We start from the raw sequence: 23,873 nt of genomic DNA, 5'->3' as shown, positions 1-23,873 counted from the left end.
GGGCGGTTCATCGGGCTATCTCGCCATCGAAATCAACAACGTCAATTTCGATATCGCCCATATCCGTGAAGTCGGGGTCATCTTTCACAAAGACGCAGTTGAGGCCGTTTACCTTGCAGATAACGTCGTTAATGGCGTCGGCAAAGTCTTCTTGATCAGTGACCTCGCCATTGATTGCATCGACGACGTACTCGCGAAGCTTCTCTACATCGCCGGAAAGCTGGCGGCGAAAGCCGTTCATTGAGAATTTCATCGCTCCATCTCCCCACCAAACGCCTCCAGCAGCTGCGGGATCAGGCGTGTGAATTCGAGGCCAAGTTGGGTCACATCGGCATCCAGGGCGGCCAGTTCTTCCTCGGGTGATTGCTCTTCCTGCTGGTCGCGGTATTTGTCGGTCAGTTTGAGGCGGGCAAGGGTGAGATCGTCTTTGAGGATGAAGCGCAGTTGCTGCTCCCAGCACAGGGCCAGTTTGGTGACTTCCATTCCGCCCTCGATGTGGGCGCGGATCTCGTTGCTGGTGAGGTCTTGGCCCTTTACCTTGATCACGCCGGCATCCTCGGCGAGGGTGTCGTGCAGTTCGCACTCCTGTTCCAGCTGGAACGGCGTAGGGATGTCGCTGCCGTCGATGATCCAGCTCGAGAGAGTGGCGCCTGGTGAGCGTTGGACTTCCGGCAGGCGTACCCGGAGCGATCCCAGGGCTTCGCGCAGTTCGCTCAGCAATGCCTCGGCCTTGGCCATTCTGTTGGCGTCGACCACGATAAAGCCGTGTTCAGCGCTGATCAGTGCCCAGGTCGGCTTGCGGCGGGTAAACGCTCGGGGCAGCAGCTCAAAGGTCACTTCCTCTTTAAGCTGGGCGCGTTCCTTCCGGAAAACCTTGCGCTCCTCGTCGTGCTCGATCTGTTCGACCTTCTCGTTGAGGGCATCGCGTACCACTGAGCCCGGCAGGATTCGTTCTTCCACCTGCAAGCAGATGAGCAGGTAACCGGTGCTGGCGAAGACAGGGCTTTCGGTCAGGCCGTGAGTCGGTGAGGTCCAGCCAGTGCGCTTCTGTTCGTGACGGCTGCACGGGGTGAAGGGCTTGGCGGACAGAGCCTGTTCAAGCTTATCGGCGCTGAAGTCGGTATCGGGTGTGAAGCGGTACCAGGTGGCGTTTTTGAAGAAGAGCATCATCGATTCCTATATCAAACTCAGCTGTTGAGCGCGTTCCAGTTCACTCAGCCAGACAGATCGCCAGGCTTGAGCCTTATAAGGGCAGTCCCAGGGCTTGGCGCCATGGGCGGCCATTTCCCGTGCTTTGGCTTTTGCTGCTGCCATGCCGCGGGGTTTTGGCGCTGGCGCGTCCGCTGCAAGGGGGGGGGAGATCGCTCATCGCATCGCCTCCAGATGCCCGACCGCTACCAGTTCTGCGGCGGGGTAGTTATCGATAGGGGCCTCATGGATCTGCACTCCATCTGGATCGCGCACTATGTGGCCGGAGGTGTATCCGTAGATCCACGCGTGGTTGACGCCGAGCGTGACCAGGTAGCGGGTGCAGCCGTTCTCTTTGGGGTGCACTTGCACGCGGTGGCGCTGTTCGTGTTCGCGTCCCATTAGCTGGCGCTCCTGTGCTGGCGCTTGGCTGGCTTTTGGCCGGTGGTGCTGGTCATGCCCGGCAGCGGGTAGATTTCGACGTGGACGAAGATGCGGACGGCCTCACGGACGTTTTCGCCGTTGTGCCAGGCTTGCAGGCCGGCGACGATGGGCGCCAGCAGCATGGCCAGGAGTAGCACCCCAGTGATCAGGCCGAAGTAGGGCAGCAGCACGGCTACGCCGTCGAGCAGGGTGAATTCTTCAGGCTTCATGCGGCACCTCGCATATCGGCGTAGGTGTAGACGTCACCCGCGGTACCGCTGAGCCAGAAATCCAGGTCCGAGAACATGCGGTCCAGGCTGGCGCCCGCAGAGCGGTTGCGACGGCCTGTTTTGGTCCGTTGAGTCGTGCGGCGTGTGCGGCCCTGGCGTTCGATATCGTGGTCGAGGTCGTTGGCCGACGTGATGCTGACGCTGCCGAGTAGCGCGGCGAGCAGTATCACCGGCAGGCGGTGTAGCGCGCCTTCATCGAGCAGCTTGTTGATCGCCTTGATGGCTTTATCGGTACCGGTTTTGAAGTAGACGTCGGCTTTGATCTGCTTGATGGCTTTAGGGCTGCACCCGCGAGCTTTGGCGATCTCTTTAGCGGTGAATCCGCAGAACGTCATCAGCATGACCATGGCGCCAGCTTTGGTCAGGTTCAGCCCGTTTGAGAGCTTCCCTGGGCTAGCTTCCCAGCCTGCTGCGGCATAGCCGTTTTTGGTTTCTGTGATCATCTCCGCATGCCTCAAAGTTCAAGTAAGCTTGAATTAATGAAAGCATGCTTTAACTTGATATGCAAGTAAGCTTGTATAAATTTATGCAGGCAATAAAAAACCCGCCAGTTCGGCGGGTTCGATGAGGGCGAAAAGGGGTTATCTCAGGACTTCAACCTGGGTAACGATGCCGTCGTATTCATCGATGATGTAGGTGCGACCGTTGGCCTGGTACTGGTAGCGAGTCCCCCAGGCTTTATCGCCACGACAGGACGACCGGGTAGGGCTTTTGCAGACCTTGGCAGTATCCCATGCGGTAGGGCGCCCGAGGGTATTGCGGACCTTGGTAATTGAGTCGCCTGCATCGATCAGGACTGAGCCGCCGCCCGGCTTGTCTATTCGAAGGGCGTGCGCCTGAGTGGCTGCGAGGAGTGAGGCCGCGATGATTGCGGCGGATAGGGCTTTCTTCATGGTTTTGCTCTCCTTGTCGGCACGACTGCATCCTGCGCCTATTGGGGTTATCTGATAACGCCGTCTCCGGTCGTCCATACCCGATTACAGCGATAGCACCTGAAAACCTTTCCATGCTCATTGGTGCACTGGTACTTCCATTTATGCCCGATGATTCTGCAGATCGGCCGGAGTAGGGGGAGAAGCAACTCTTCGGCTAACCCCTTCATTCTGAATACTCGATATCCGTTATTGCAGTGCGGACGAGGCCTTCTTCCCATTCGCTGGGAACCCCGTCAGCACGGTAAAACTTTCCAGTCTGTTGCTGCCAGATATAGCCAGGTTTCAATGGCGGCTCGTTGCCATAGGTCGTAACTAAAACGGGGTTGTAGCTCTTTTCAAACACGACCTGGCCGGCCGAGTCGAGAAAGTAGAATGTGACCTCGACGCGATCTAGCGAGTGGTCGCCGTTGTTGCGGATTTTAAAGTCGACCCCTGGAACTCGGAGGCCAGAACTGGCGTTGTAATAGGATGATGAGATTCCGTAGAGCTCAAGGCTGTTGTTGATGTAGCTCTGCTTGTTTGGGAGTTCTTGTTTTGCTGGGGTTTCAGTGGATGCTTGAGCCGAAGCTGCAGCCCGCTTCGTGTAATCATCGTAGGCGTTGGATGTTATCGCCCCAAAGAACATTCCCTGCCACGCGAGCGGAAGCGCGCAAAGGATGACGCCCGCAACAGGCATTCCAACGGAAGAAGTCCTAATCCCAGCCAGCAGCCCAATCAGTGCTACTACGATACCAAAGCCAGCGATGGGTAATGCTACGACGCCCAAAAAAGGAACCCAGCCGGTTGCTATCGCTATAACTCCTAAAACGATGGCCCCGATCCCCATTCCGGTAACGAAGCCTGACTGTTCCCGCACTTCGCCAGGCCCAGGGGCTGAGCTGCGCCTGATCAGAAAAACGATACCCAACAAAACGGCGATAAAAACGAGAAAGCCCATCCCTGACTCCTTTGGTTTATATGGCTCGCGACCTCAGTTCTTTGATCTGCGCAATTATTCGCAACTGCATAGCATTGTGCGGCGCTATAACCTCGTCTGGATAACTCGGATCGTCTTTGTTATCACTCGATACCAGCCAGCTGCCGTCGATGCGCTTAAAGAAGCGTTTCACCTTGAGGTCGCCGTCAAACTCGAAAGCAAACACGCCCTGGTTGATCAGTTTGACGCTATTTGTGTCAGCGATGACTTTGTCGCCGTCGAAGAACGTTGGCCACATCGAGTCGCCTCTAATTTTTATCACCCTTGCGCAGCCAGGAAGTATCTGAAGGCGGTCCAGGGTCTCCTGGTCGATGGCTTCATAGCCGTCTACGAAATCCTCAATGCGCTCAGCGGCTGCTCCCTGGCCAGCCGAAAATGCCTGATCCATGACGGGCACCCTTACTGTCATCCATTCAGAAGTTGGTTCTACATCGAATTGGGTGTGGCCTTCAGCTACCTGGAATAAGCTCGAAGATTCTTTGCCCGTAATCATCGGACCGACGCCTGATATTAACCAGTCTAGTGAGCTTCCGTACTCCTTGGCGATCGCCGCCAAGTGTTCGTTTTTGATGTTTGTAGTCTCGCCCGAAAACCACTGGCTCACTGCCTGATAGCTGATCCCGCATGTGCGCTCGAGCGCACGCCGCATACCGCGCTTTGGTATGCCGTGATGAGTTAGGAGCTCTTGGATTCTATCAACTGTATTCATGGGCTGAATATACAAGTGCGCTTGTGAAGCATGCTTGTATTTTAAGTTCAAGCATGCTTGAATCTCCGCATAGTGACTGGAGGACGACATGACACGCTCCGAAGCAATCGAACATTTTGGTGGCATCTCTGAATTGGCCAAAGCCCTAGGGATTACCTATGAGGCGGTACGCCAGTGGCCGGAAGAAATCCCGCTGCTGCGTCAATACCAACTCAAAGAGATCATCGACGCCGAGCCTAAGGTCACCTCTCAAAACGGTTCAAAAGGGAACGCCGCCTGACCACGGTTACCAGTATTGCCGCTGGTAGCCGTTTTTTTTAGTCGGCTGAGGTCCATGTGAATTTATACAGTAGGTGCACGATGATCGACCTGAACGCTACGCAAACCCAGACCCTGAAGCTGCTGGAAGAGCACGGCCCGTGTGAAGCGCAGCATCTTTTCCAGAAACAGCAGACTCACACGACGCTGCAGGCGTTGGGCGGGACGCTGAAGTCGCTGCGCCAGAAAGGCCTGGCGAACAAGAACGCGTTCATCGGTGGGGTGGCCAACTGGTATGTGACTGCAACGGGCGGTCAGCAGCTGGCTGCAGCCGATAAGGCATCGATCCATACATCGTCTGATCAGGTGGGTATGAGCCGGGCTGCTCCAGCTGCTGCTGGCGCATCTAAGACACCTGCCGACCTGGCGGCTGATTTTACCGCGGCTAGCGCCGGACCCAAGGCCAAGGTCGCACCGACCAGTGAGCCCGCCATCGATCACTCTGATGCCGATTACGAGCCGACCCTTGAAGCCTGGGTATCCGGCACCGAGCCGGTACAGGAAACCCCGCTACTGCTTACCGAGACGGTTTCAGCGATGGCCGGCCTGCGCGATGTCGTTGTAACCACTGAAGAACGTGCGGATGACGCGGAGCCCGGTGAGGCGATTGGTGGCTTCGCTGCTGACGATCTTGAGGTAGTGAGCGTGGATGAGCTGGCGCACCCGTTACCGGTGATTGATTCCGACCAGGAACAGTTGCAGCTGGCGCTGGATCAGCTGCGAGAACTGACTAATCAGCCGACCCCGCCCCGGAATATTCACGACATGATCGCGTTTAACCGTCAGGGCGCTGAGGTTATGCGCCAGCGCGGCGGGAAGGTGGCTGCTTCGATGATGGAGGCGTCAGCGAATGCGCTGGCGCGGTTTGCAGGCGTTCACGGCGAGTAAGCCCAAGCAGTTCCCTGGTGCTTGGTACTGGGGCTTTTTATTCAGCAAGAGGATAGGCGATGAAAGGTCGAATTGGTTTGGCGGTAGCGGCGGCACTGGCGCAGATCCCCGGGGTTTCTCTCAGCCTACCGTATTACGGCGGCGGGCAGCAGCGCTTTACCCGGCAGCGCCGAAACGGCAGCAAGTATTCGCCGCACCAGGGTGCGCAGGAGAAGGCGCGCCGCTGCCGGCAGGTTCTCGATTTTACAGCGAGTGAGCGGTGAGGCGTCACGTGGGCGTTCGGTTCGGAAGCGTTAGCAACAGGTCTGACTCTCCCTGTGCAGTTGCGCGTGGATGGTGAATAAACGTCAAGCCGCGGGGTAGCGCCCGTTCATATGCCGGATTCCCTCCACCGGTGGCGACAACGGAGGGGTAAGTGATCAGGGCATTAAGCACCCAGGTAAATGCGGAGCCTGGGCAGGCAGAAAGGAGCCGCGCGGAGTGTTCTGAGTCAGTTGCTGAGACGGGAGAGAAAGATGATTCACGCGAACGATAAGCAGAACCAGCGCAAGCACCGAAAGATGGAACGCCGAAGGGCAGGAGATAAGACGTTTCAAGGGCTCGGAATTTTGAATACTGCCTGCAAGTGGGCGCGTAAGCGCGAGATAAAAACAGCGTAACACCGAATACAACCCAGAGAGGCCGTGCCGGTTCGCCGGTAATCCGATTTGCAGTCGTGAGCTGGAGGTGAGGAGGTAGGCCGTACATAGCGCTGCTGTTTGAGCCACCAGACAGCAGCTGCACCCCGGGGCGAACCCGGTGGCTACCTGATACCGGATAGCGTATCGCCGGAAGAAGAGTAACCGGCCCTATTCAGCCCCTTCACTGGGGCTTTCTGGGTGAAGGCGGAAGCCAACTTAAGACCAGAGAGCATTAACCAGGTAAGGGAGGTGCGCGTCATGGGCGGTAAGTAATCGATACCCCAGAAACGACGAAGCCCCGGCATATGCTTGGCGGCAACCGGGGCTTCAATAACTCACGCTGGAGCTGAGGTAAGTATGAACCAGATACAGCACCTGAACAACACCCACCTGACGATGAGCAGCCGAGAGATAGCGGAGTTGCTTGGTTCTCGTCACGACAACGTTAAGCGGACGATGGATTCGCTGCGGGCGAGGGGCGTGATCACTTTTACTCAGACTGAGGAAAAGGGTACCGGCGGCCGCCCTGGCACGGTTTATAGCGTAGGGAAGCGTGACAGTCACGTTATCGTCGCTCAGCTTTCGCCCGAATTTACAGCCCGCCTCGTTGACCGCTGGCAGGAGCTCGAAGAGCAGGCATCCCGCCCGCAGCTGCCGGACTTTAATAACCCCGCTGCTGCCGCCCGCGCCTGGGCCGATGCGGTTGAGCAGCGAGAACAGCTGGCGCTTGAACATGACCGCCTGAGCGCTGAGAACGCCCATCTGCGCGATTACTTCGCGGAAGGTATGAAGATCGTGGACTTTGCCCGATCACTCAATGGCGTGAACTGCCAGAAGATCCAGAACTACCTGGCGGATAAAGGCTGGATCCGGCGTGATGGCTTCGGCTGGCGCGTGAATAGCCGCTTTCGGGATCGTTTTGTGGCGGAGCGTACCCGTCACTTCAGACACCCTATTACCGAAGAAGAGCAGGAGAGCCGCTACCCGGTTCTGTTGAAGGCTGGCGCTGTGCGTCTTTTTGAAATGTACACGGCTGGTGAGTTGCCTATGAAGGCGACTTGGAACGGCCATTACGGGCACGGTGCGGAGGTGTTCCGGTGAGTATGCAGTTAATGGTTGATGCGCTGCAGGCACGCATCGGCAACCCAGGCCGTAAGCTGGTATTGATCAAGCTGGCAGATAACGCGAACGATCACGGCGAATGCTGGCCTTCTTACCAACATGTGGCCGATCAGTGCGAAATGGGCCGCAGCACGGTGAAGTCTCATATCAAGGCGCTGGCTGATGATGGCTTTATCAAGATTAAAGAGCGCAACGATGGACGCAGCAGCAACCGTTATGTGCTGACTATCGCGAAGGGTAAGAGCTCAAATCTGACCCGGTCAAAATCTGACCCGGTCAAGAATAAACCCGGTCAGAATTCAAAGCCTACCCGGTCAGAATCTGCCCCCCACCCGGTCAACATCTGCCCGGGACCCGGTCAAGATCTGACCCCAGAACCAGTCACAGAACCTATCAGTGAATCAGTCATTGAACCCGACGACGCCGGCGAGCATGACGCAGCTGGCGCGTTCGACCCTGATCACATCCCCACTGATCAACTCCCTGATCACGAGCAGGCCCTGTTTGACCAACCGAGCAGTGCTGGCGCTGTGGTGCCGTTCCCGAAAGCGTCGGATAGCCGTGAACGCTTCGAGATGCATTTCGAATGGGTGCCGCGCGACGGGTTTTACGAGCGAGCTCAGGCAGCTGGCGTTGTGTTGAGCAAGATCGAGACAGACCAGGCGGACGAGATCCTGGGTGAGTTTCGCAGCTACTGGAACGGCGAGGCGGTAGCCCACACCCAGTCTCAGTGGGAGCACAAGCTGATTCGCCACCTGAAGCGCCATGCAACCGGATACACCGGTGTAATGCCGCCGCCAGCCGGGTCTGCTGCGCCAGCAGTCGATCGACGGGAAGCACGCCGGCAAGTGTCTGCTGCGTTGATGGATATTCACGATACGAGCTGGGGTGATTGAGATGGCTAAAGAGATTAAGTGTACGGTTTGCCGCAAGTCGATGGGTGAGATTCGTGACGCAACCCTTCGAAAGGGAATCGCCTACATCTGCGCCCCATGCAATCAGCGACGGCTTGATGCGCTTGTTGAGCTGACCAGGCTTAAAGAAGCGCCAGCGCATCCTTTTGATTCGATCTTTGGTAGAGGGTGACGTGGTGGCCAGTCTTGATGCCGAGGAGAGTCATCGTCGTGATTGCTTAGCGAGGGCGCTGCTTAAGCGATCACCGGATGGGATGGAACGTTGGGCAAAGGGCAAGTCAGAGGCGCTGAAGAAGGATATCGGCGAGCGTATGCGTCGAATACGACGAGAGGAACGGGCTAATGGAAAGAACTGAACTGATTACTGAGCGGCAACGACACAACGCGATGACACTGGCGATGATCCTCGCGAATGCAGAGGAACACAGCGCGCTGACTGATCACCTGGCGACGTGCCGCGAGGTCCTGCATATACCGGTGCGCCAGCTGCATGAGATGGCAACGAACCTTTCTGAGTCGTCGCAGGCTGATATCGCTGCAGCGGGGCAAGTTATTCTGAAAGAGCTGGAGGGTATGACTGATGTTGTCACCCCGTGAACAGTGGAAAGAAGCGTGGCGCTACGCTCGTTTCTCACACTCGATGGATACGCGCCAGCACCTATTCACCAACGTGGATCAGTACCGCCTAGTAGTAGTGTTAACGCCGACGTTGGCAAGTAAGGCGCGGTTGATGTTGGAGGTTCGGAACCGTTGTGAGGTTGAAACTTTCCATTGGTTGGACTGGGAGCGTGAACTCCGCTTTTTGGCGATGAAGGTTTCGAACAGCTGGCGCCCGAATCTTGCAGGCGCACAGCTTGATATGGGTGACGGTGAGGACTGGACGGAGCTGCGGGTGTTCACGAAGAAGGAAATATGCTCGGTTTACAAAGTGAGAGAGGTTCGCCCTGGATGCTGACCATCGGGATTGATCCGGACCAGGAGAAGTGCGGTGTAGGTATCGCCAATGGCGCCAAGCTTGTCGATATGAAGGCGTTGCATTTGTTCGAGTTGATGACGCTGATCGATCAGTACGTGGAGGCTGGCGCAAAGTTCGTTGTTGAAGACGTTGAACTGGCGAAGCCCACGTTCCCAAAGAATTTCGGTAAAAAGCCACTAACCCCCGTCCAGAAGCAGAAGATCCGCGAAAAGATCAGCCAGGATGTCGGCCGCGTGAAGTGCCTTGGCCGTCTGGTTGTGGCCTATTTGAAGCAAGCTGGCGCTGATTACGTGGCAATTAAGCCCTTGGGTGGTTACGCAAAGCAGACAAAGAAGGACGCGGCTCTATTCAACCGTATCACCGGCTGGACCGGACGCAGTAACGAGGATCAACGCGATGCCGCCATGCTGGCGCTGTTTGGCACCCGGGAACGGAGGTTGAACGATGTCGCGAGTCGCTAAGAAGGTGGGGCCGGACCTGGTGATCAAACACCCGGGGCTGAAGCCCTGCACCAGCTGCAATGGTGGCGTCGGGCAGGGTGCCGTCCATGAGTACACCTGCGCGGCCTGTAATGCGCTCGGGTGGCAGATGCCGAACGGCGACCCGATCCCTGAAGACCAGGCGAACGACATTCTAGCCCGACTGGCGCACAGCCTTGACCGCCGGAACAGTGAACTGGAGTCGGAAAACCGCAAGCTGAGGTCATCAACTCTGCACCTTGGCAGCAAGATTGATTGAGGATGTTCTGATGAGCCATAGCCAGACGATGCAAGCCGAAATGAGGCCGGACCTTTATGCCGGTGAAAACGCGGACCAAATGCGGCCACAGTGGCGAACGTACTGCGAGGGCGATATGGATGGTGACTTTTTGGACATCCTTACGCTCGATGCGAAGCGATTCCCGCCCGGTACAAAAGTTTTGGTTCTTGAGCCTTGCTGCCCTGAGTGCGGGCAGGTTGTGGAGTGCTGTCGGACCGATGACGAATGCGATTTTGATTGGGATGAATGGGTGCTTGATCAGTATTCCTAAGGCGGACGGGGAGGAAGTATGGCGATCGAAGAATCACTGCGAGCACGGATCAATAAGCTGGTCGAGGTTTATGTCGGTTGGGTCAGGCAGGGGCCGGATCCTGCAGGCTGGCACCAGCCGAATTCAATCCAGGTGTGGCGTGATCACAAAGGCTTTCTTCCTGAGCGTTCGGGTATGGATCGCTCAAACGATAAGGCGATCTATGAAAGCCTCTTTGTTCGTGAGCAGCATGCGCTGTTCGAGCGGGCGATTTTCATGTTTGGCCGCCCGAGCGTTTGTCCTGACTGCCGCGGCGTAGCTCATGATGATCACTGCTGTGTTCGTTGCTCCGGTTTTCAATTTGTACTGGCGAAAGGAAAGGTGCCCGATCGCTATACCGTAGCCATTCTGGCCAACGAATATTATCGCGACTGGACCCAGCCACAGATCGCTGCGCACTTCGGCTTGACGCTGAAGGCCTACGAGGGTCGCTTGACCAAGGCGCGCGAGATCGTCGCTCTCGAACTCCTGGCGCTGGATGATTATGAGGCGATTAAAACTGAGCTTAACGCCGGTGCTCTGGCGATGGGGTGAAGCTGTTAATACTGTACTTTTGAACAGCATGTAAATTTATACAGCAAACCCCTTGATTATCTCCGGGGGGAAAGCTACATTGCAGTTATCTTGGTCTTAGTGACCGCAAACCAAAGAACCTCGCCTCGGCGGGGTTTTTTGTTGCCTGAAACCTCATGCATGCGTGCCATTTTCAGTCGGCGATAAGGGGATGTGTGCAGCATGTTGTACTGACCCTTGACCACTTTGTTCTGTTGATGAACGTAAGTGCGAGGAATCCCCGCAGCCATCTAAACGAATGACTCTTGAAACTGCCATCAACAGCGGTGGATTGGGCGCGGGCTCTGCGAGAGTGCCATCTTCAATTACAGGCTCATCATGACCAGTCCAAGCAAAAAGACATGGCTGGCATTGGTGTTGTCGGCATTAGCCAGCTTCGAGGGGATGCGCACTGTTGCGTATTTAGACCCTGTTGGCGTTCCTACCATCTGCTTCGGTTATACCTACGGGGTAGAAATTGGCGATACCACGACTCCTGAACGATGCGATGCGTTGCTGCTGGATGAAGCGATACGGTTTGGTTTAGCGGTAAGCAACAGCGTTGCTGTCCCGCTATCGCATGAGGAACAAGCGGCATATACATCCTTTGCCTACAACGTCGGCACTGGTGCTTTTAAAAGCAGCACCTTGCTGCGGAAACTGAATGCCGGAGATCATCGGGGCGCATGCAACGAGCTGACACGTTGGGTCTATGCGAAGGGGATCAAACTGCCAGGGCTGGTGAAGCGTCGCGCTGAAGAGCGCGAACTGTGCTTGTCGGGTCTGAATGATGCGAACACGAAAATCTAAGGAGCCAGTGGTGGATCTGGACCGTTACATCGAGCCCATCGCCACCAAGGTCTGGGCGATCATTGCGTATCTCGCGTCAGGTACCTTGGTTGTAGGCGACTGGTTTCTTCAGGCGCTCAACGATAACGCCGGCGCTTTCGGTGTGTTGTTCGCTGGCATCACCACATTCATGACCTGGTACTACAAGCGCCGGGAAGATGCCCGCCGCGCTGAGATGTATGACGCGGGCCTTGATCCGAACGAGATGGACGCAGAGTAGTGTCTGCCCGAACTGCGATCACAACGATCTTTGTTGCGCTTGTTGTTGGGCTCGGGTTCTTTGTCTACAAAGCTGTGAGCTTGTCGTCTGACCTTAATCAGGCCAACCAGGCAATCACCCATCTGAGCAACACTATCCGAGAGGAGCGCGCGCGGTATGATCAGACAGATCAGATGCTGGCTGCGACCGCTCGCGATCGCCAATGGATTGAGCAGGAAGCCGATGCGCTCGCTGAACAGTTGGCAGCGGCCAGGTCGGATAACGACTGCCTCAACACTCCTATTCCTCAGTCTGCTGCTCTCCGGCTGTTTCGGTTCAGAGACCGTGCCTCAGGTTCGACGGGAACCAGTCCCGAGAATCTGGACGGATCCGCTACCGTTACCAGACCTCGGCCCACGTATGGAGAGTACATCGCCGCTGCCGAGCAGTTCTTCCAAGAGTGCAATGCTGACCGAGTGAGCGTTAAGGAGTGGGGTAATGCCGAGTAAACCACCACGCCCGTGCCGAGCGCCAGCATGCTCAGGCAAGACAACCGCCGCACACGGCTACTGCGAAGAGCACGAACACCTGCATAAGCCGTTCGCCAGTCGTAAAGGTTCAGGCCGTGGAGGCCGTCCTTGGCGCCGCAAGCGAGACGCGATCATGAAGCGGGACAGGTGGCTGTGCCAGCCGTGCAAGCGAGCAGGCAGAACAACCCCCGCGGTTCATGTTGACCACATCATCAACAAACAATCAGGCGGCACCGACGACGACCACAACCTGGAGGCGATCTGCAAGCCGTGCCACGACGCCAAGACCCAGAAGGAAGCAGCCCATGGCCGCAAGCAAGCTGGTTCTTGAGGTGCGCATCTCCTGGTGGTTGAGGTGGTACATATACGGCGTGATCATCACCGCCAGGCTGACCGGGCTCGATCCGAACTGGACGAAAGTGAAGGCCATGATCGACCGCGGTGTGAAAGTGGGGCGGACAAAGGCCAAGCCGTCCGATAAGCACCACCCTGGTGCATAGGGGAGGGGCGGGGTAAATCTCTGAGAGTTGTGAGCTCGGACACCGCCGCCCAAGTCGAATTTTTATCGCCGCGAAATTGAAAATTAAATCCGGCGCGAATGGTTCTCATCTATGACACGCGGAAGAAAGCCAAAACCGACGGAGCTCAAGCTGCTGCAGGGCAACGCCGGCAAGCGTTCCACGAACAAGGATGAGCCCAAAGTGGATGCTCTCAAGAAAGTTCCGGTTGCTCCCTGCTGGTTGAGCGAAAGAGGCGCCGAAGCATGGGAACACCTGGCTGAGTGGCTGGTCGGCTCAAAGATTTTGACGGCCACGGATCTCCATAATCTGGAGGCCTTTTGTTCAGCTTACAGTCGCTGGCGTGATGCGGAAGAGCACTACGCGAAAGAAGGCCCGGTTGTTGAAGGCGCTACCGGGGGGCCAGTAAAGAACCCCGCTGCGACGGTGATCAACGAGTCGCTCAAACAAATGGCGATGTTCGGTTCAGCGCTCGGGCTGGATCCGGCCAGTCGTGCGCGACTTGCTGTTCCCGGTGCCGAAGAAGAAAACCCATTTGCCGCGCTGCTTGGGAAAAAGAAGGGATAAGTGAGATGCGATGGCCAGCTACCCAAACGTCAATGCGGCAAACAAGTACGCCCGTGATGTGGTGGCTGGCCGAATCCTGGCCTGTAAGGAAGTAAGGCAGGCTTGCCAGCGTCACATCGATGACCTGAAGAAGTCGAAGGCGAAGAACTACCCGTACCGGTTCGACAAGGATGCAGCCGAGAAGGTGGCTGTATTTGGTCAGCTTCTCCCGCACACAAAAGGCAAGTGGGCGCAGAAGCAGGAACGGATAAAGCTCGAACCCTGGCAGCTGTTCATCTTCAGTTGCGTGTTTGGTTGGCTCAGGAAGAAGTCAGGCCTGCGCCGGTTCACTGAAGCCTACTGCGAGATCCCGCGAAAGAACGGCAAGTCCGTGATAGCCGCGGTGGTTGGCAACTACATGTTCTGCGCTGATGGTGAATACGGCGCTGAGGTGTACTGCGGAGCCACCACCGAGAAACAAGCCTGGGAGGTGTTCAGGCCCGCCAAGCTGATGCTCGAGAAAACACCGGCGTTACGCCAGGCGGCCGGCATCGAGATCATGGCGAAGAACATCAGCAGCCCTGCCGATGGATCGCGCTTTGAGCCGCTGATCGGTAACCCGGGCGACGGTAGTTCTCCAAGTTGTGCGCTGATTGACGAATACCACGAACACGATACGCCCGAGCAATACGACACCATGCTGACCGGCATGGGCGCCCGTGAGCAGGGTCTGATGTTCATCATCACCACTGCCGGGTTTAACCTGGCCGGGCCTTGTTACGACAAGCGGCGCCAGGCGCAGCAGATGCTCGACGGTGTGATGCCGAACGATGAACTGTTCGCCATCATCTACACCATCGACCCTGACGATGACTGGCAAGATCCGTCGATACTCCGGAAGGCAAACCCGAACTACGGCGTTTCGGTATTCGATGAATTCCTGCTGAAGCAGCAGCGCGATGCCATCCGGTATCCGAGTCGAACCAACGCATTCCTGACCAAACACCTGAACGTCTGGGTCAGCGCGCGAACGGCTTGGCTCAACATGGCCGACTGGCATAGCTGCGGTGATGGAAGCCTGACGCTCGATCAGTTCGTTGGGCGCGAGTGCTGGGCCGCGATAGATCTGGCGAGTAAAACCGACATTGCCGATGTGGCGCTGCTATTCCGAGACCAAACGGAAACCGGGAAGGACAAGTGGATTGTCTTCTGTCGGCACTATCTGCCGGAAGGTGCCATCGAGCGTGCCGGGAATAACCGGGCTGCTTATGAGACCTGGCAGAACAGCGGACACCTCACCATCACCGATGGCGAGGAGATCGATTTCGATCAGATCCGCGAAGAGGTCAAAGACCTCGCCAGCTTGTTCCAGATTATCGAAGTGCCATACGATCCATGGCGTGCCACCCAGCTGGCGCACCAGTTGATGAAGGACGGCGCCGAGATAGTCGAGTACCGCAACACCGTTCAGAACATGAGCCCGCCAATGCGGGAGATGGAAGCCGCCATTACCGGCAAGCGCTTCGTGCACTCGGAAGATCCAGTGCTCACCTGGATGGCCAGCAACGTGGTCGCCAAGACCGACGCGAAAGAAAACATCTATCCCCGAAAAGAGCGCAACGAGAACAAGATCGACGGCATCGTCGCGATCCTCATGGCGCTGGGCAGGGCAATCAACAGCGATGCCCCGACAGATCCATCCCTCTCCGACCACATCGCCGAACACGGAATCAGGACGCTTTAATGGGCATATTCAACAAGCTATTCGGGCGAAAGTCTGACGTCATCGACACGCCCGAAAAGCTGGCTGCCTACCTGGGCGTCGGTGCGGAATCGTTCACCGGACGCCGGGTAACACCGCAGTCAGCGATGCAGCTTGTGACTGTGTTCGCCTGTATCAGGGTGCTTTCAGAGTCAGTCGGCATGCTGCCATGCAAGCTGATGAGCGACGCCGGCGATATGCGCCGCCCTGCGGTCGATCATCCCCTGTACGAGCTTCTTGCCATCGCGCCGAACGGGTACATGACATCCCAGGAATTCTGGGAGCTCGTGATCGCATGCCTTGGCCTGCGCGGCAATTTCTACGCCTACAAAGTCACCGTCATGGGCAAGGTTAAAGAGCTGTTGCCTATCGATCCTGGCGCCGTAAAGCCGAAGCTGAACGATGACTGGTCCGTCAGTTACCAGGTCACCTTTCGTGACGGTACAACCGACACGTTCTCTCAGGAAAAGATATGGCACGTCCGCACACTGACACTCGACGGGCTGACCGGGCTGAACCCGGTGGCTTATGCACGGCAGGCAATCGCCCTGGGCCTGGCTACCGAAGAGCACGGCGCACGCCTGTTCAAGAACGGAGCGGTAACAAGTGGTGTTCTGCAGACTGAGCAAAAGCTTGAAGACAAAGCCTTCGAGCGCCTGAAAGAGCAGTTCAACGATAACCAGACCGGGCTGACCAACGCACACAAGCCGATGATTCTGGAAATGGGGCTGGACTGGAAGCCGATCGCGCTCAACCAGGAAGACAGCCAGTTCCTGGAAACACGCAAATACCAGCGTGACGAGATCTGCGCCATCTACCGCGTGCCGCCGCACATGATCGCCAACCTTGACCGGGCCACCTTCAGCAACATTGAGCACCAGTCCATGAGCTTTGTGAGCTACTCGCTGGTGCCTTATCTGACGCGCATTGAACACCGGGTTCGCATTGGCCTGCTTGAGCCAAAAGACAGGGCAACCCATTACGCGAAATTCAACGCCGGGGCGCTGCTTCGTGGTGACCAAAAGACCCGCTACGAATCGTACGGACGCGGGATTCAGTGGGGCATTCTCAGCCCCAACGAGTGCCGCGACATGGAAGACCTCAATCCGCGGGCAGGCGGCGACATTTACCTGACTCCAACGAACATGACCACAAAACCGGAGAGCACCAATGCTGGCAACTAAGCGTCTTGACGTCCCGCTGACCATCAAGGCCGTCAGCGAAAATGGTGAGTTCGAAGGCTATGGATCCGTCTTCGGTAACAAAGACAGTCACGACGACATCGTCGTTCGCGGCGCATTTAAGAACACGCTGGACAGCTGGAGTGAAAAAGGCCGACTCCCTGCGCTGCTGTGGCAACACAACATGCAGGAGCCAATCGGCGTCTACACCGAGATGAAAGAGGATGAACACGGCCTCTATGTCAAAGGTCTGCTGCTCATTGATGACGACCCTCTGGCGAAACGCGCCCATGCTCACATGAAGGCTGGCAGCCTTGGGGGCCTTTCCATTGGCTACATGATCAACGACTCGGAGTACGACAGCGCCAAAGACGCCTGGCTGCTTAAAGATATCGACCTCTGGGAGGTCTCCCTGGTCACCTTCCCATCCAACGATGAAGCTCGAATCTCCAACGTCAAAAGTGCGCTGGAGCGTGGCGAGACGCCGCGCCCATCCGACGTTGAGCGAACCCTGCGAGAGGTAGGGTTCAGCAAGGCGCAAGCCCAGGCCTTTATGGCCAAGGGTTACGCCGCAATAGCGCCGCGAGATGCGGAGCAAGAGAAAGCACTGCAATCCCTGAAATCACTGATTAACCGCATCTAACGCGAGGACACCATCATGGCTGTTGAATTGAAAGATATCGAACAGGTTGCTGAAGAGTTCGGCAAAAAGTTCGACGAGTTCAAATCCAAAAACGACAAACGCCTGGAAGGCATTGAGGCTGAAAAGTCCAAGCTGGCCGGCACCGTCGACTCCCTGAACGAAAAGCTGTCTGAGTACGAAACCTACAAGAAACAGCTCGAGGATGAATTAGCCGCTCTGAAGCGCCCTGGTGTAACCGGTGCCAAGAGCAAGGAAGTCGTCGAACACAAAGCTGCTTTCGGTACCTTCATCCGTAAAGGCACTGAGGACGGTCTGCGCGAACTGGAACAGAAGGCGCTCAGCATCGGTACCGATGCAGATGGTGGCTATGCCGTGCCGGAAGAGCTGGACCGCACCCTGATCGAAGTCGAGCGCGACATGTCGCCGATGCGTCAGTTGTGCAACCAGATCAGCATCTCCACCAGCGACTACAAGAAACTGGTTAACCTGGGTGGCGCCGCGTCAGGCTGGGTCGGTGAAACCGCAGCCCGCTCCGCGACCGGTACCCCGACCCTGGCGCAGATCGTCGCCTTTATGGGTGAAATCTACGCCAACCCGCAGGCAACCCAGACCAGCCTCGACGACATGTTCTTCGATGCTGAAGCGTGGCTGACTGACGAAGTCGCCTATGAGTTCGCTCAGCAGGAAGGTGCTGCATTCATGTCAGGCAACGGCACCAACAAGCCGAAGGGTATTCTGGCATACACCCTGTCCACCAACCCGGATGCAACCCGCACCTTTGGTGAAATCCAGAAGGTGCACTCCGGTGTGGCTGGGGACTTCGATGCTGACGATCTGATTAATCTGATCTATAGCCTGAAAGCCGGTTACCGTCGGGGTGCTCGGTTCATGATGCCCCAGCTGACCGTTGGCAAGGTTCGTACCTTGAAGGATGGCAACGGCGCCTATATCTGGCAGCCGGGCCTGCAGCTGGATCAGCCGTCTACTCTGCTGGGATATGGCATTGCAGAGAACGAAGACGTGCCGGCCGTTGCAGCTGACGCCAACGCCATGACCTTCGGTAACTACAATCGCGGCTACACCATTGTTGACCGTATCGGTACCCGCGTGCTGCGCGATCCGTACACCAACAAGCCGAACGTGGGTTTCTACACCACCAAGCGCGTTGGCGGCATGGTCACTGACTCCAATGCGATCAAGGTGCTTACCCTGAGCGTTTAACCGGTGAATGGCTGGGGCTTCGGCCTCAGCCGCTTATCTATCTGATTTGGAGATTTAGACCATGCCAATCATTACTGTTGAAAAATCGTTCAAGTTTGCCGAAGGCGGAAACAACGTCATCGAAATTGAGAAGGGTGTTCAAGAAGTCAGCGACCGCTGTGCTGAAGTCGCTATCGAGCATCTGAAAGTAGCCAAGAAGGGTGGGAAGCTTCCAGAGCAGGGCGGCGACAAAGCATCGGGCGACGGTGACAAATGATCACCAAGGCTGAAGCTCGGCTTCACTGCCGGGCCGAAACCTTCGCTGAGGAAGATGCGCTCTTTGATGCGCTGATCGCGGCGGCGTACAAGACAGCCGAGAATATGACCGGGCGGTCGTTTGTGGACCGCACCGAAACCCTGGTGCTCGACGGTTTCCCGGCCAGCACGCTTTACGTCACCACCCTGGCCAGCTGCTTCCCAAAGTCGATTAAGGGACTCAGCAACACCGTCGAACTGCCATGGACGCCGGTTCAGTCGGTCGATAGCGTCGAATACGTTGATCCGGAAGGGGAGACGCAAACCCTCAATGCTCCACCACTGCGCCTGGATACTCGCCCGCTGTACCCAACGCTGGCGCCGCAGTGGGGTACCGAGTGGCCCGACACCATCGATGAGCCGGAAAGCGTTACCATCACCGCTACCGTGGGCTACGCCGATGAAGATCTACCACCAGATGTGCGCTGTGCGCTGCTGCTGATCATCGGGCACCTGTATGCCAACCGTGAATCCGTGGTGATCGGTACGATCTCCAGCGAACTGCCGATGGGCGTTCATGCGCTGCTCGATCCTTACAAAATCCACCGTATCGGATAAACGGAGGGCGTATGCGCGCAGGTCCACTTAACACCCGAGTGACGTTCCAGCAGTTGGCAGGCGGTGAATCCGATAACGGCTACCCGGATACCGATAGCTGGGAGGATGTTGTCGTTAATGGTTCGCCGCTGACCGTATGGGCCGAGGTCCGGCAGACCACCGGCCGCGAACGTTGGGCGAATGATCATGTGGCCGTCACCTCTCCTATCAACGTGCGTATTCGGTACAAGATCGGCCCGTTCATCCACTCCGCCATGCGGATCAAGCACGGTGATCGCTATTTCCAGTTGAAAGCGACGCCCATTGATCCTGATGGAAAGCGCGAGTCTCTGATCTGCCTCTGCGAAGAGATCACGCCGGATGGCCAATAAACGGCTCTATGTAAGCGGCCTGGATGACCTGGAAAAGCAACTGATTAGCCTGGGCGCTGAGACCGGCGTTAAAACGCTTCGCTCCGCTGGTCGCAAGGCCATGGAGCCGGTTCAGATATCGGCGGCCATCGGCGCCGGTGAAGATAGCGGCGATCTTCGCCAGGCCATTGTCATCAGCTCCAGTAAGCCGCGGCGCGGCCGCAGCAGGGCTGTCGATATCCACGTAGGCGCTACCAAGAAAAGCGTCACCGAAACCGCGGGTGATGGCTCAAAGAGTCGCCGCAAGCTGAGCCATGTTATTCACGCGGCGATTGCTCAGGAATACGGCACCAGTAAGCAGCAAGCGGACCCATTCTTGAGGCCGGCACTGCTGCTGAACTACGACCGTGTGCTGGTGACGTTTAAGGCAGAGCTCGCCAAAGCCATCAAGCGCGCCATCAAGCGACAGAGCAGGACCAAGAAATGAGCATGAGCGGCGTCAAAGACCGGCTTCGCGCAGACGCCGGTGTGCTGGCGCTTGTCAGCAGCGCGAATATCTACGCAGGCACTTTGAAAGAGCGTGGCAACCTGCCGGCGATCACCTACTTTCAGCCAACCAGCCAGCCGATCAACACGCTGCGCGATGGTTACACCGGCTATGCCCGCCGGGTGATTACCATCAACGCCTGGGCCAAAAACGAACAGACCGCATACAACATTCGCAAAGCCATCATCGAGGCGATGAAAGGCTACGGCAACTGCTTCAACGATATTCCTCTGCATGAGGATGAATCCAACCTCTACCGATACGCCCTTGATTACGCCATCCGTGGCTATTAACGCAAAACAGGAGATACAGCCGTGCCTGATGAAATTATCCCGACAGAAGGCTCCCGCTTCTTCATCCGCAACGAAGCGGGCACTGAAGACATCGAGTTTGAGCAGCACGATGGCTTTACGCCGCCGGCGCAGACCCGCAACGAAAAAGACCGTAGCGTTCTTAAAGGCGGCGTCGAAGGCGTTGGATTTGGCATCCTGCGCACCGGCGAGGCCTCGCTGACCTACTTCGTCAAAGCCAGCGCAGATGCGATCGCCGAGGCAAAAACTGCATTCGATGATGTTACTGACCGGGTGTTCACCTGGATGTGGCCAAACGGATATGCACAGCAGTGGACTGTTGGTTTTAAGCGCGACCCAATCACCCCGTCTGAAAACGTCGAGGTCGATGCCGACATGAAGGCAACGCTGGAGATGCGCATGAAAACTAAAACTCTGGAGATTCCCGCGTTTGAGCCGCTGACCGGGGCGTAAGCGCCGGCCTGCTGTCGGCTGATCGACTGCTGAAGCTCTGTTCACTTCCCATCAAGACCCCGAAGGACACAAGCAACCATGGCGAAATCCCTGCGTGAGCGCATGCTGGCCAACTGCCAGAAACCCCGGAAAACCGACACCGTAAACGCCGGCGAACTGCTGGACGGCGAAACCGTCACCGTTGTTCAGTGGACCAGCGGCCAGCGCGACCAGTTCGATAAGCTGCTCTCTAAGGAGCGGCTGAAAGAGTCGGAAGCGCTGAAAAACAAAGAGGAGTACAAAGCGACTGCCTCTCTGCGTGCCGTTGCCGTGCGTGTCAGCGTGGTTGACCCGGAAACCCTGGAGCAGGTCTTTACCGATGAAGACCTGCCGCTGCTGGAAAACGCCAACCAGACGGACATGAACCGCATCTACCAGGCAGCCATCAGCCTGAACCCGCTGATCGATATCGACGCCGCCGCAAAAAACTGATCAGCCGGCCGCTGCGCATGTACCTGGTGTCGCTGGCGGACCGGCACTGCAAACCCGTGTGGCAGATTGAGCAGGAATACAGTGATGAAGATATCACTGAGTTTATGGCGCTCGACCGGTTGAAGAACGATCAAAGCTATCGCAACAAGATCGAGTTCAGCACCTGCGATACCCCTCAGAAAAAAACCGCCTATATCCAGCGCAAGCTGGAAGAGCAGCGCAAGCGCAACAACAGGTAATCACCCATGGCATCTACCTCCACCATCGCCTCCCTGGTTGTCACCCTGGGTGCGAACAGTGCTGAGCTCGTCGCGGAGCTCGATAAAACGCGCAAGAAGGCGAACGGCTGGGGCGATGTCATGGAAGGCACCGCCAAAGGTGTTGCCATCGGCATCACGGCGGTAGGTGCTGCAGCCGCGGGTACCTCGGTGTATCTGCTGGGCATGGTGAACGACAACGCCGCAGTGATCGACAGCCTGGCCAAAACATCTGACAAGCTGGGCGTCACTACCCAGGCACTGCAGCAGCTCCGGTACCAGGGTGAATTGAGCGGTGTAGCCATGGGCACCACCGACATGGCATTGCAGCGCATGACGCGCCGCGTGGCAGAAGCCGCCCAGGGAACGGGCGAAGCCAAGGACGCGATTAAAGAGCTCGGTTTATCCGCTGCCGACCTGGCAAGAATGTCGCCGGACCAACAGTTCTACGCCATCGCAGAGGCGATGAAAGCGGTAGAGAACCAGGGCGATCGTGTGCGCCTGGCCATGAAGTTGTTCGACTCTGAAGGCGTTGCGCTGGTTAACACCCTGGCCAGCGATCTGGATGCGGCCGCTGCCAAGTTTGATTCACTCGGCGCAGCGATCACCCGGCAGCAGGCAGCCATCGTTGAATCCTATAACGATACCCGCACCAACATCGATTACCTGTTCGGCGCCTTTGGCGAGAAGCTGACCGTTTATATGGCTGGGCCGCTGGATGAGGTGCTCAAGTACATTGAAAAGGTTATCCAGCAAGCCGGTGGCATGGATGCTGTAGCCCAGAGTGTTGCGATTGGTATGGTAAACATCTTCGCGGCGGTTATTAAAGGCGCTGGCGAAGTTTTGCGATATGTAAACGATATTAAAATTGGGTTTAAAGAGATTCAGCTGTTTGATGCTGAATTTAAAAAACGCCAGGTTGCTATCGCCGGCACGCTCGGTTTTGACGTCGACCTAACTGCTTTCCATGATGCATTGAGGCTCGAAAAGGAAATTGCCGAGTTAGAGAAGTACGATGCAAAGCTGGATGAAACTGTTCAGACATTGCTGAACCTGCCGAACAATATGAAGTCGAGCGTACTTGCGGGTATTGATGCTGGTAAAACATCGTCATCAACACCTGACGGTCAGAACTATATCGACAGCATTGCCAGCGCTCCTGAGGCTAATTCTGAGGCATACCAAAAGCTGATCGCTGAGTACGACGAAACCGCCGCCGCACAACAGAAACATAAAAAACAGATCGACGAGATCAACGCCGCCCAGATCACCGAGGCCGAGAAAAAGCGCCTGCTGGCTGAAGAGACAAAGCGCTACAACGAACAGCTGAAACAACTCACGGAAACCCAGCTTGGCTACAACGCCGCGGTAGATGGCAGCGGTAACCGTGACAAGGTTCTGGGTTACGGCGATCGCCAGATGAATGATGGCTTCCAGCAGGCCGCCCGCATGTATCAAAACAGCATGGACGCCGGCAACACCGATCAGGCGAACGAATACCTGGGCCGCATGGAAACCATGTTTCAGGACTTCGCCCGCCGCGGGCTCGCCGATGAGTTCGACATGGGCGCCATGCGCCAGTACCTGGAAGAGGCAAAATCCAGCGAAAACCAGCAGTTGATGCTGGATTCACAAAACATCCTCAATGACTCACTGATCACGTTGAACGAGTCGATCACCAAGTTAAATGAAGGGTTGATTGGTGGTGCGGCTGGCGCTAAAAGCCTTGGCTCATTCGTAATCACTGCGAAAGATGGCGCAAACACTGCCAGTGCAACAGTGACTGCTCCGCTCGATCAAGCATCAACACTCGCCGACATGCTTTCCCGTGCTGCATCAGGCTCTTAGGTCACGCGCCGGGAAATAGAAGTTGACGCGGTTTGAGACTAAAGGTTATTAATTGTGGTAAGTCTGAAATACATGCGTGTAAACGCTACGAGAAGCCCGCCTAAAGCGGGTTTTTTTGTGCCCAAAATTCGTGAAGAAACCCGCCGCTGAGCGGGTTTTTTAATGCCCAAAAAACGAAACCCCCGGAGTTGGCAGACTCCGAGGGCTTCTCATTCCATCCCCATACCTAAACTATGAGGAGAACGTCCTTGAATTTTAGCAAGTTCATGAGAGAGGTGCGAATTATGACCACCAA

39 protein-coding genes are annotated in these 23,873 nt (G+C 56.6%); 31 read left to right on the top strand and 8 right to left on the bottom strand.

What is annotated here, in order from left to right; translation table 11 throughout:
* Nucleotides 1–7: 7 nt before the first annotated feature.
* The 8 genes from C4S72_RS08470 to C4S72_RS08435 form a co-directional block, all read right to left on the bottom strand.
* The gene (locus tag C4S72_RS08470; protein ID WP_104002579.1) at nt 8–253 is read right to left on the bottom strand and encodes a hypothetical protein; all 246 of its coding nucleotides are present in this window, start codon (nt 251–253) and stop codon (nt 8–10) included.
* Nucleotides 250–1,167, bottom strand: coding sequence for a recombination-associated protein RdgC (locus C4S72_RS08465; protein WP_104002578.1), 918 nt, complete (start codon nt 1,165–1,167; stop codon nt 250–252). Before C4S72_RS08465 ends, C4S72_RS08470 begins: the two co-directional genes overlap by 4 nt.
* Nucleotides 1,168–1,365: 198 nt before the next feature.
* Nucleotides 1,366–1,560: a hypothetical protein gene (locus tag C4S72_RS08460; protein WP_146071881.1), complete on the bottom strand. Its 195-nt coding sequence runs from the start codon at nt 1,558–1,560 to the stop codon at nt 1,366–1,368.
* 29 nt (nt 1,561–1,589) lie between these two features.
* On the bottom strand, nt 1,590–1,841 hold the full coding sequence (locus C4S72_RS08455) for a hypothetical protein (RefSeq protein ID WP_104002576.1): 252 nt from the start codon (nt 1,839–1,841) through the stop codon (nt 1,590–1,592).
* Nucleotides 1,838–2,344: a helix-turn-helix transcriptional regulator gene (locus C4S72_RS08450; protein WP_104002575.1), complete on the bottom strand. Its 507-nt coding sequence runs from the start codon at nt 2,342–2,344 to the stop codon at nt 1,838–1,840. Before C4S72_RS08450 ends, C4S72_RS08455 begins: the two co-directional genes overlap by 4 nt.
* 138 nt (nt 2,345–2,482) lie before the next feature.
* Nucleotides 2,483–2,794, bottom strand: coding sequence for a hypothetical protein (locus C4S72_RS08445; RefSeq protein WP_104002574.1), 312 nt, complete (start codon nt 2,792–2,794; stop codon nt 2,483–2,485).
* A 205-nt stretch (nt 2,795–2,999) separates the two neighbouring features.
* Nucleotides 3,000–3,773, bottom strand: a complete 774-nt coding sequence (locus tag C4S72_RS08440) for a hypothetical protein (RefSeq protein WP_104002573.1) — start codon at nt 3,771–3,773, stop codon at nt 3,000–3,002.
* A gap of 16 nt (nt 3,774–3,789) precedes the next feature.
* Nucleotides 3,790–4,611, bottom strand: a complete 822-nt coding sequence (locus tag C4S72_RS08435; RefSeq protein ID WP_160115473.1) for a LexA family transcriptional regulator — start codon at nt 4,609–4,611, stop codon at nt 3,790–3,792.
* Between C4S72_RS08435 and C4S72_RS08430 the strand changes: the two genes are divergently transcribed.
* From C4S72_RS08430 to C4S72_RS08275, 31 genes are all read left to right on the top strand, one after another.
* Nucleotides 4,610–4,801 (top strand): Cro/CI family transcriptional regulator, encoded by a 192-nt coding sequence (locus C4S72_RS08430; RefSeq protein WP_104002571.1) that lies wholly within the window; start codon nt 4,610–4,612, stop codon nt 4,799–4,801. The genes C4S72_RS08435 and C4S72_RS08430 overlap by 2 nt on opposite strands.
* 80 nt (nt 4,802–4,881) lie before the next feature.
* The gene (locus C4S72_RS08425; protein ID WP_104002570.1) at nt 4,882–5,727 is read left to right on the top strand and encodes a hypothetical protein; all 846 of its coding nucleotides are present in this window, start codon (nt 4,882–4,884) and stop codon (nt 5,725–5,727) included.
* Between the two features lie 59 nt (nt 5,728–5,786).
* Nucleotides 5,787–5,990: a hypothetical protein gene (locus tag C4S72_RS08420; RefSeq protein WP_104002569.1), complete on the top strand. Its 204-nt coding sequence runs from the start codon at nt 5,787–5,789 to the stop codon at nt 5,988–5,990.
* 774 nt (nt 5,991–6,764) lie between these two features.
* Nucleotides 6,765–7,508, top strand: coding sequence for a Rha family transcriptional regulator (locus tag C4S72_RS08410; RefSeq protein WP_104002567.1), 744 nt, complete (start codon nt 6,765–6,767; stop codon nt 7,506–7,508).
* 2 nt (nt 7,509–7,510) lie between these two features.
* Nucleotides 7,511–8,425 carry a DnaT-like ssDNA-binding domain-containing protein gene (locus C4S72_RS08405; protein WP_235009115.1) on the top strand — a complete coding sequence of 305 codons (915 nt, stop codon included), beginning with the start codon at nt 7,511–7,513 and terminating at the stop codon, nt 8,423–8,425.
* 1 nt (nt 8,426) lies between these two features.
* A complete protein-coding gene (locus C4S72_RS25635; RefSeq protein WP_146071880.1) occupies nt 8,427–8,615 on the top strand; it encodes a hypothetical protein in 189 nt (62 codons plus the stop codon).
* A 170-nt stretch (nt 8,616–8,785) separates the two neighbouring features.
* Nucleotides 8,786–9,040: a hypothetical protein gene (locus C4S72_RS08400; RefSeq protein ID WP_104002565.1), complete on the top strand. Its 255-nt coding sequence runs from the start codon at nt 8,786–8,788 to the stop codon at nt 9,038–9,040.
* The gene (locus C4S72_RS08395; RefSeq protein ID WP_104002564.1) at nt 9,024–9,398 is read left to right on the top strand and encodes a hypothetical protein; all 375 of its coding nucleotides are present in this window, start codon (nt 9,024–9,026) and stop codon (nt 9,396–9,398) included. Before C4S72_RS08400 ends, C4S72_RS08395 begins: the two co-directional genes overlap by 17 nt.
* The gene (locus C4S72_RS08390; protein ID WP_104002563.1) at nt 9,392–9,880 is read left to right on the top strand and encodes a hypothetical protein; all 489 of its coding nucleotides are present in this window, start codon (nt 9,392–9,394) and stop codon (nt 9,878–9,880) included. The genes C4S72_RS08395 and C4S72_RS08390 overlap by 7 nt, the downstream gene beginning before the upstream one ends.
* Complete coding sequence (locus C4S72_RS08385; protein ID WP_104002562.1) at nt 9,864–10,157, top strand: hypothetical protein; 294 nt, start codon at nt 9,864–9,866, stop codon at nt 10,155–10,157. Before C4S72_RS08390 ends, C4S72_RS08385 begins: the two co-directional genes overlap by 17 nt.
* 10 nt (nt 10,158–10,167) lie before the next feature.
* Entirely contained in the window at nt 10,168–10,449 is a 282-nt protein-coding gene (locus C4S72_RS08380) for a hypothetical protein (protein ID WP_104002561.1), read from the top strand.
* A gap of 18 nt (nt 10,450–10,467) precedes the next feature.
* Nucleotides 10,468–11,022, top strand: a complete 555-nt coding sequence (locus tag C4S72_RS08375) for a hypothetical protein (RefSeq protein WP_104002560.1) — start codon at nt 10,468–10,470, stop codon at nt 11,020–11,022.
* A 357-nt stretch (nt 11,023–11,379) separates the two neighbouring features.
* Nucleotides 11,380–11,850 (top strand): lysozyme, encoded by a 471-nt coding sequence (locus C4S72_RS08365; protein ID WP_104002558.1) that lies wholly within the window; start codon nt 11,380–11,382, stop codon nt 11,848–11,850.
* Between the two features lie 10 nt (nt 11,851–11,860).
* Complete coding sequence (locus tag C4S72_RS08360; RefSeq protein ID WP_160115472.1) at nt 11,861–12,109, top strand: phage holin family protein; 249 nt, start codon at nt 11,861–11,863, stop codon at nt 12,107–12,109.
* Nucleotides 12,109–12,597: a hypothetical protein gene (locus C4S72_RS08355; protein ID WP_104002556.1), complete on the top strand. Its 489-nt coding sequence runs from the start codon at nt 12,109–12,111 to the stop codon at nt 12,595–12,597. The genes C4S72_RS08360 and C4S72_RS08355 overlap by 1 nt, the downstream gene beginning before the upstream one ends.
* The gene (locus C4S72_RS26170; protein WP_104002555.1) at nt 12,587–12,949 is read left to right on the top strand and encodes an HNH endonuclease; all 363 of its coding nucleotides are present in this window, start codon (nt 12,587–12,589) and stop codon (nt 12,947–12,949) included. The genes C4S72_RS08355 and C4S72_RS26170 overlap by 11 nt, the downstream gene beginning before the upstream one ends.
* Complete coding sequence (locus C4S72_RS08345) at nt 12,924–13,118, top strand: hypothetical protein (RefSeq protein ID WP_104002554.1); 195 nt, start codon at nt 12,924–12,926, stop codon at nt 13,116–13,118. The genes C4S72_RS26170 and C4S72_RS08345 overlap by 26 nt, the downstream gene beginning before the upstream one ends.
* Before the next feature lie 111 nt (nt 13,119–13,229).
* Nucleotides 13,230–13,703 (top strand): phage terminase small subunit P27 family, encoded by a 474-nt coding sequence (locus tag C4S72_RS08340; protein ID WP_104002553.1) that lies wholly within the window; start codon nt 13,230–13,232, stop codon nt 13,701–13,703.
* Between the two features lie 10 nt (nt 13,704–13,713).
* Nucleotides 13,714–15,426: a terminase large subunit gene (locus tag C4S72_RS08335; protein ID WP_104002552.1), complete on the top strand. Its 1,713-nt coding sequence runs from the start codon at nt 13,714–13,716 to the stop codon at nt 15,424–15,426.
* Nucleotides 15,426–16,628: a phage portal protein gene (locus tag C4S72_RS08330; protein ID WP_104002551.1), complete on the top strand. Its 1,203-nt coding sequence runs from the start codon at nt 15,426–15,428 to the stop codon at nt 16,626–16,628. The genes C4S72_RS08335 and C4S72_RS08330 overlap by 1 nt, the downstream gene beginning before the upstream one ends.
* Nucleotides 16,615–17,268, top strand: coding sequence for an HK97 family phage prohead protease (locus C4S72_RS08325; RefSeq protein WP_104002550.1), 654 nt, complete (start codon nt 16,615–16,617; stop codon nt 17,266–17,268). The genes C4S72_RS08330 and C4S72_RS08325 overlap by 14 nt, the downstream gene beginning before the upstream one ends.
* A gap of 15 nt (nt 17,269–17,283) precedes the next feature.
* On the top strand, nt 17,284–18,489 hold the full coding sequence (locus tag C4S72_RS08320; RefSeq protein WP_104002549.1) for a phage major capsid protein: 1,206 nt from the start codon (nt 17,284–17,286) through the stop codon (nt 18,487–18,489).
* Between the two features lie 61 nt (nt 18,490–18,550).
* A complete protein-coding gene (locus tag C4S72_RS08315) occupies nt 18,551–18,745 on the top strand; it encodes a hypothetical protein (RefSeq protein ID WP_104002548.1) in 195 nt (64 codons plus the stop codon).
* Nucleotides 18,742–19,341, top strand: coding sequence for a head-tail connector protein (locus C4S72_RS08310; RefSeq protein ID WP_104002547.1), 600 nt, complete (start codon nt 18,742–18,744; stop codon nt 19,339–19,341). Before C4S72_RS08315 ends, C4S72_RS08310 begins: the two co-directional genes overlap by 4 nt.
* Before the next feature lie 11 nt (nt 19,342–19,352).
* A complete protein-coding gene (locus tag C4S72_RS08305; RefSeq protein ID WP_104002546.1) occupies nt 19,353–19,712 on the top strand; it encodes a phage head closure protein in 360 nt (119 codons plus the stop codon).
* Nucleotides 19,702–20,178 carry an HK97-gp10 family putative phage morphogenesis protein gene (locus C4S72_RS08300; RefSeq protein WP_104002545.1) on the top strand — a complete coding sequence of 159 codons (477 nt, stop codon included), beginning with the start codon at nt 19,702–19,704 and terminating at the stop codon, nt 20,176–20,178. Before C4S72_RS08305 ends, C4S72_RS08300 begins: the two co-directional genes overlap by 11 nt.
* Complete coding sequence (gene gp17 / locus C4S72_RS08295) at nt 20,175–20,531, top strand: tail completion protein gp17 (RefSeq protein WP_104002544.1); 357 nt, start codon at nt 20,175–20,177, stop codon at nt 20,529–20,531. Before C4S72_RS08300 ends, gp17 begins: the two co-directional genes overlap by 4 nt.
* A 21-nt stretch (nt 20,532–20,552) precedes the next feature.
* Nucleotides 20,553–21,002, top strand: a complete 450-nt coding sequence (locus tag C4S72_RS08290; protein ID WP_104002543.1) for a hypothetical protein — start codon at nt 20,553–20,555, stop codon at nt 21,000–21,002.
* A gap of 78 nt (nt 21,003–21,080) precedes the next feature.
* Nucleotides 21,081–21,473 (top strand): hypothetical protein, encoded by a 393-nt coding sequence (locus C4S72_RS08285; protein ID WP_104002542.1) that lies wholly within the window; start codon nt 21,081–21,083, stop codon nt 21,471–21,473.
* Between the two features lie 17 nt (nt 21,474–21,490).
* Nucleotides 21,491–21,712, top strand: a complete 222-nt coding sequence (locus C4S72_RS08280) for a hypothetical protein (RefSeq protein WP_104002541.1) — start codon at nt 21,491–21,493, stop codon at nt 21,710–21,712.
* Nucleotides 21,713–21,718: 6 nt separating this feature from the next.
* Nucleotides 21,719–23,578 (top strand): hypothetical protein, encoded by a 1,860-nt coding sequence (locus tag C4S72_RS08275; protein ID WP_104002540.1) that lies wholly within the window; start codon nt 21,719–21,721, stop codon nt 23,576–23,578.
* Nucleotides 23,579–23,873: the final 295 nt, after the last annotated feature.

Source organism: Marinobacterium lutimaris (assembly GCF_900108065.1).
Lineage (GTDB): Bacteria > Pseudomonadota > Gammaproteobacteria > Pseudomonadales > Balneatricaceae > Marinobacterium_D > Marinobacterium_D lutimaris.
The sequence above is the reverse complement of the archived record's forward strand: the minus strand, read 5'-3'. Positions and strand labels throughout refer to the sequence as shown.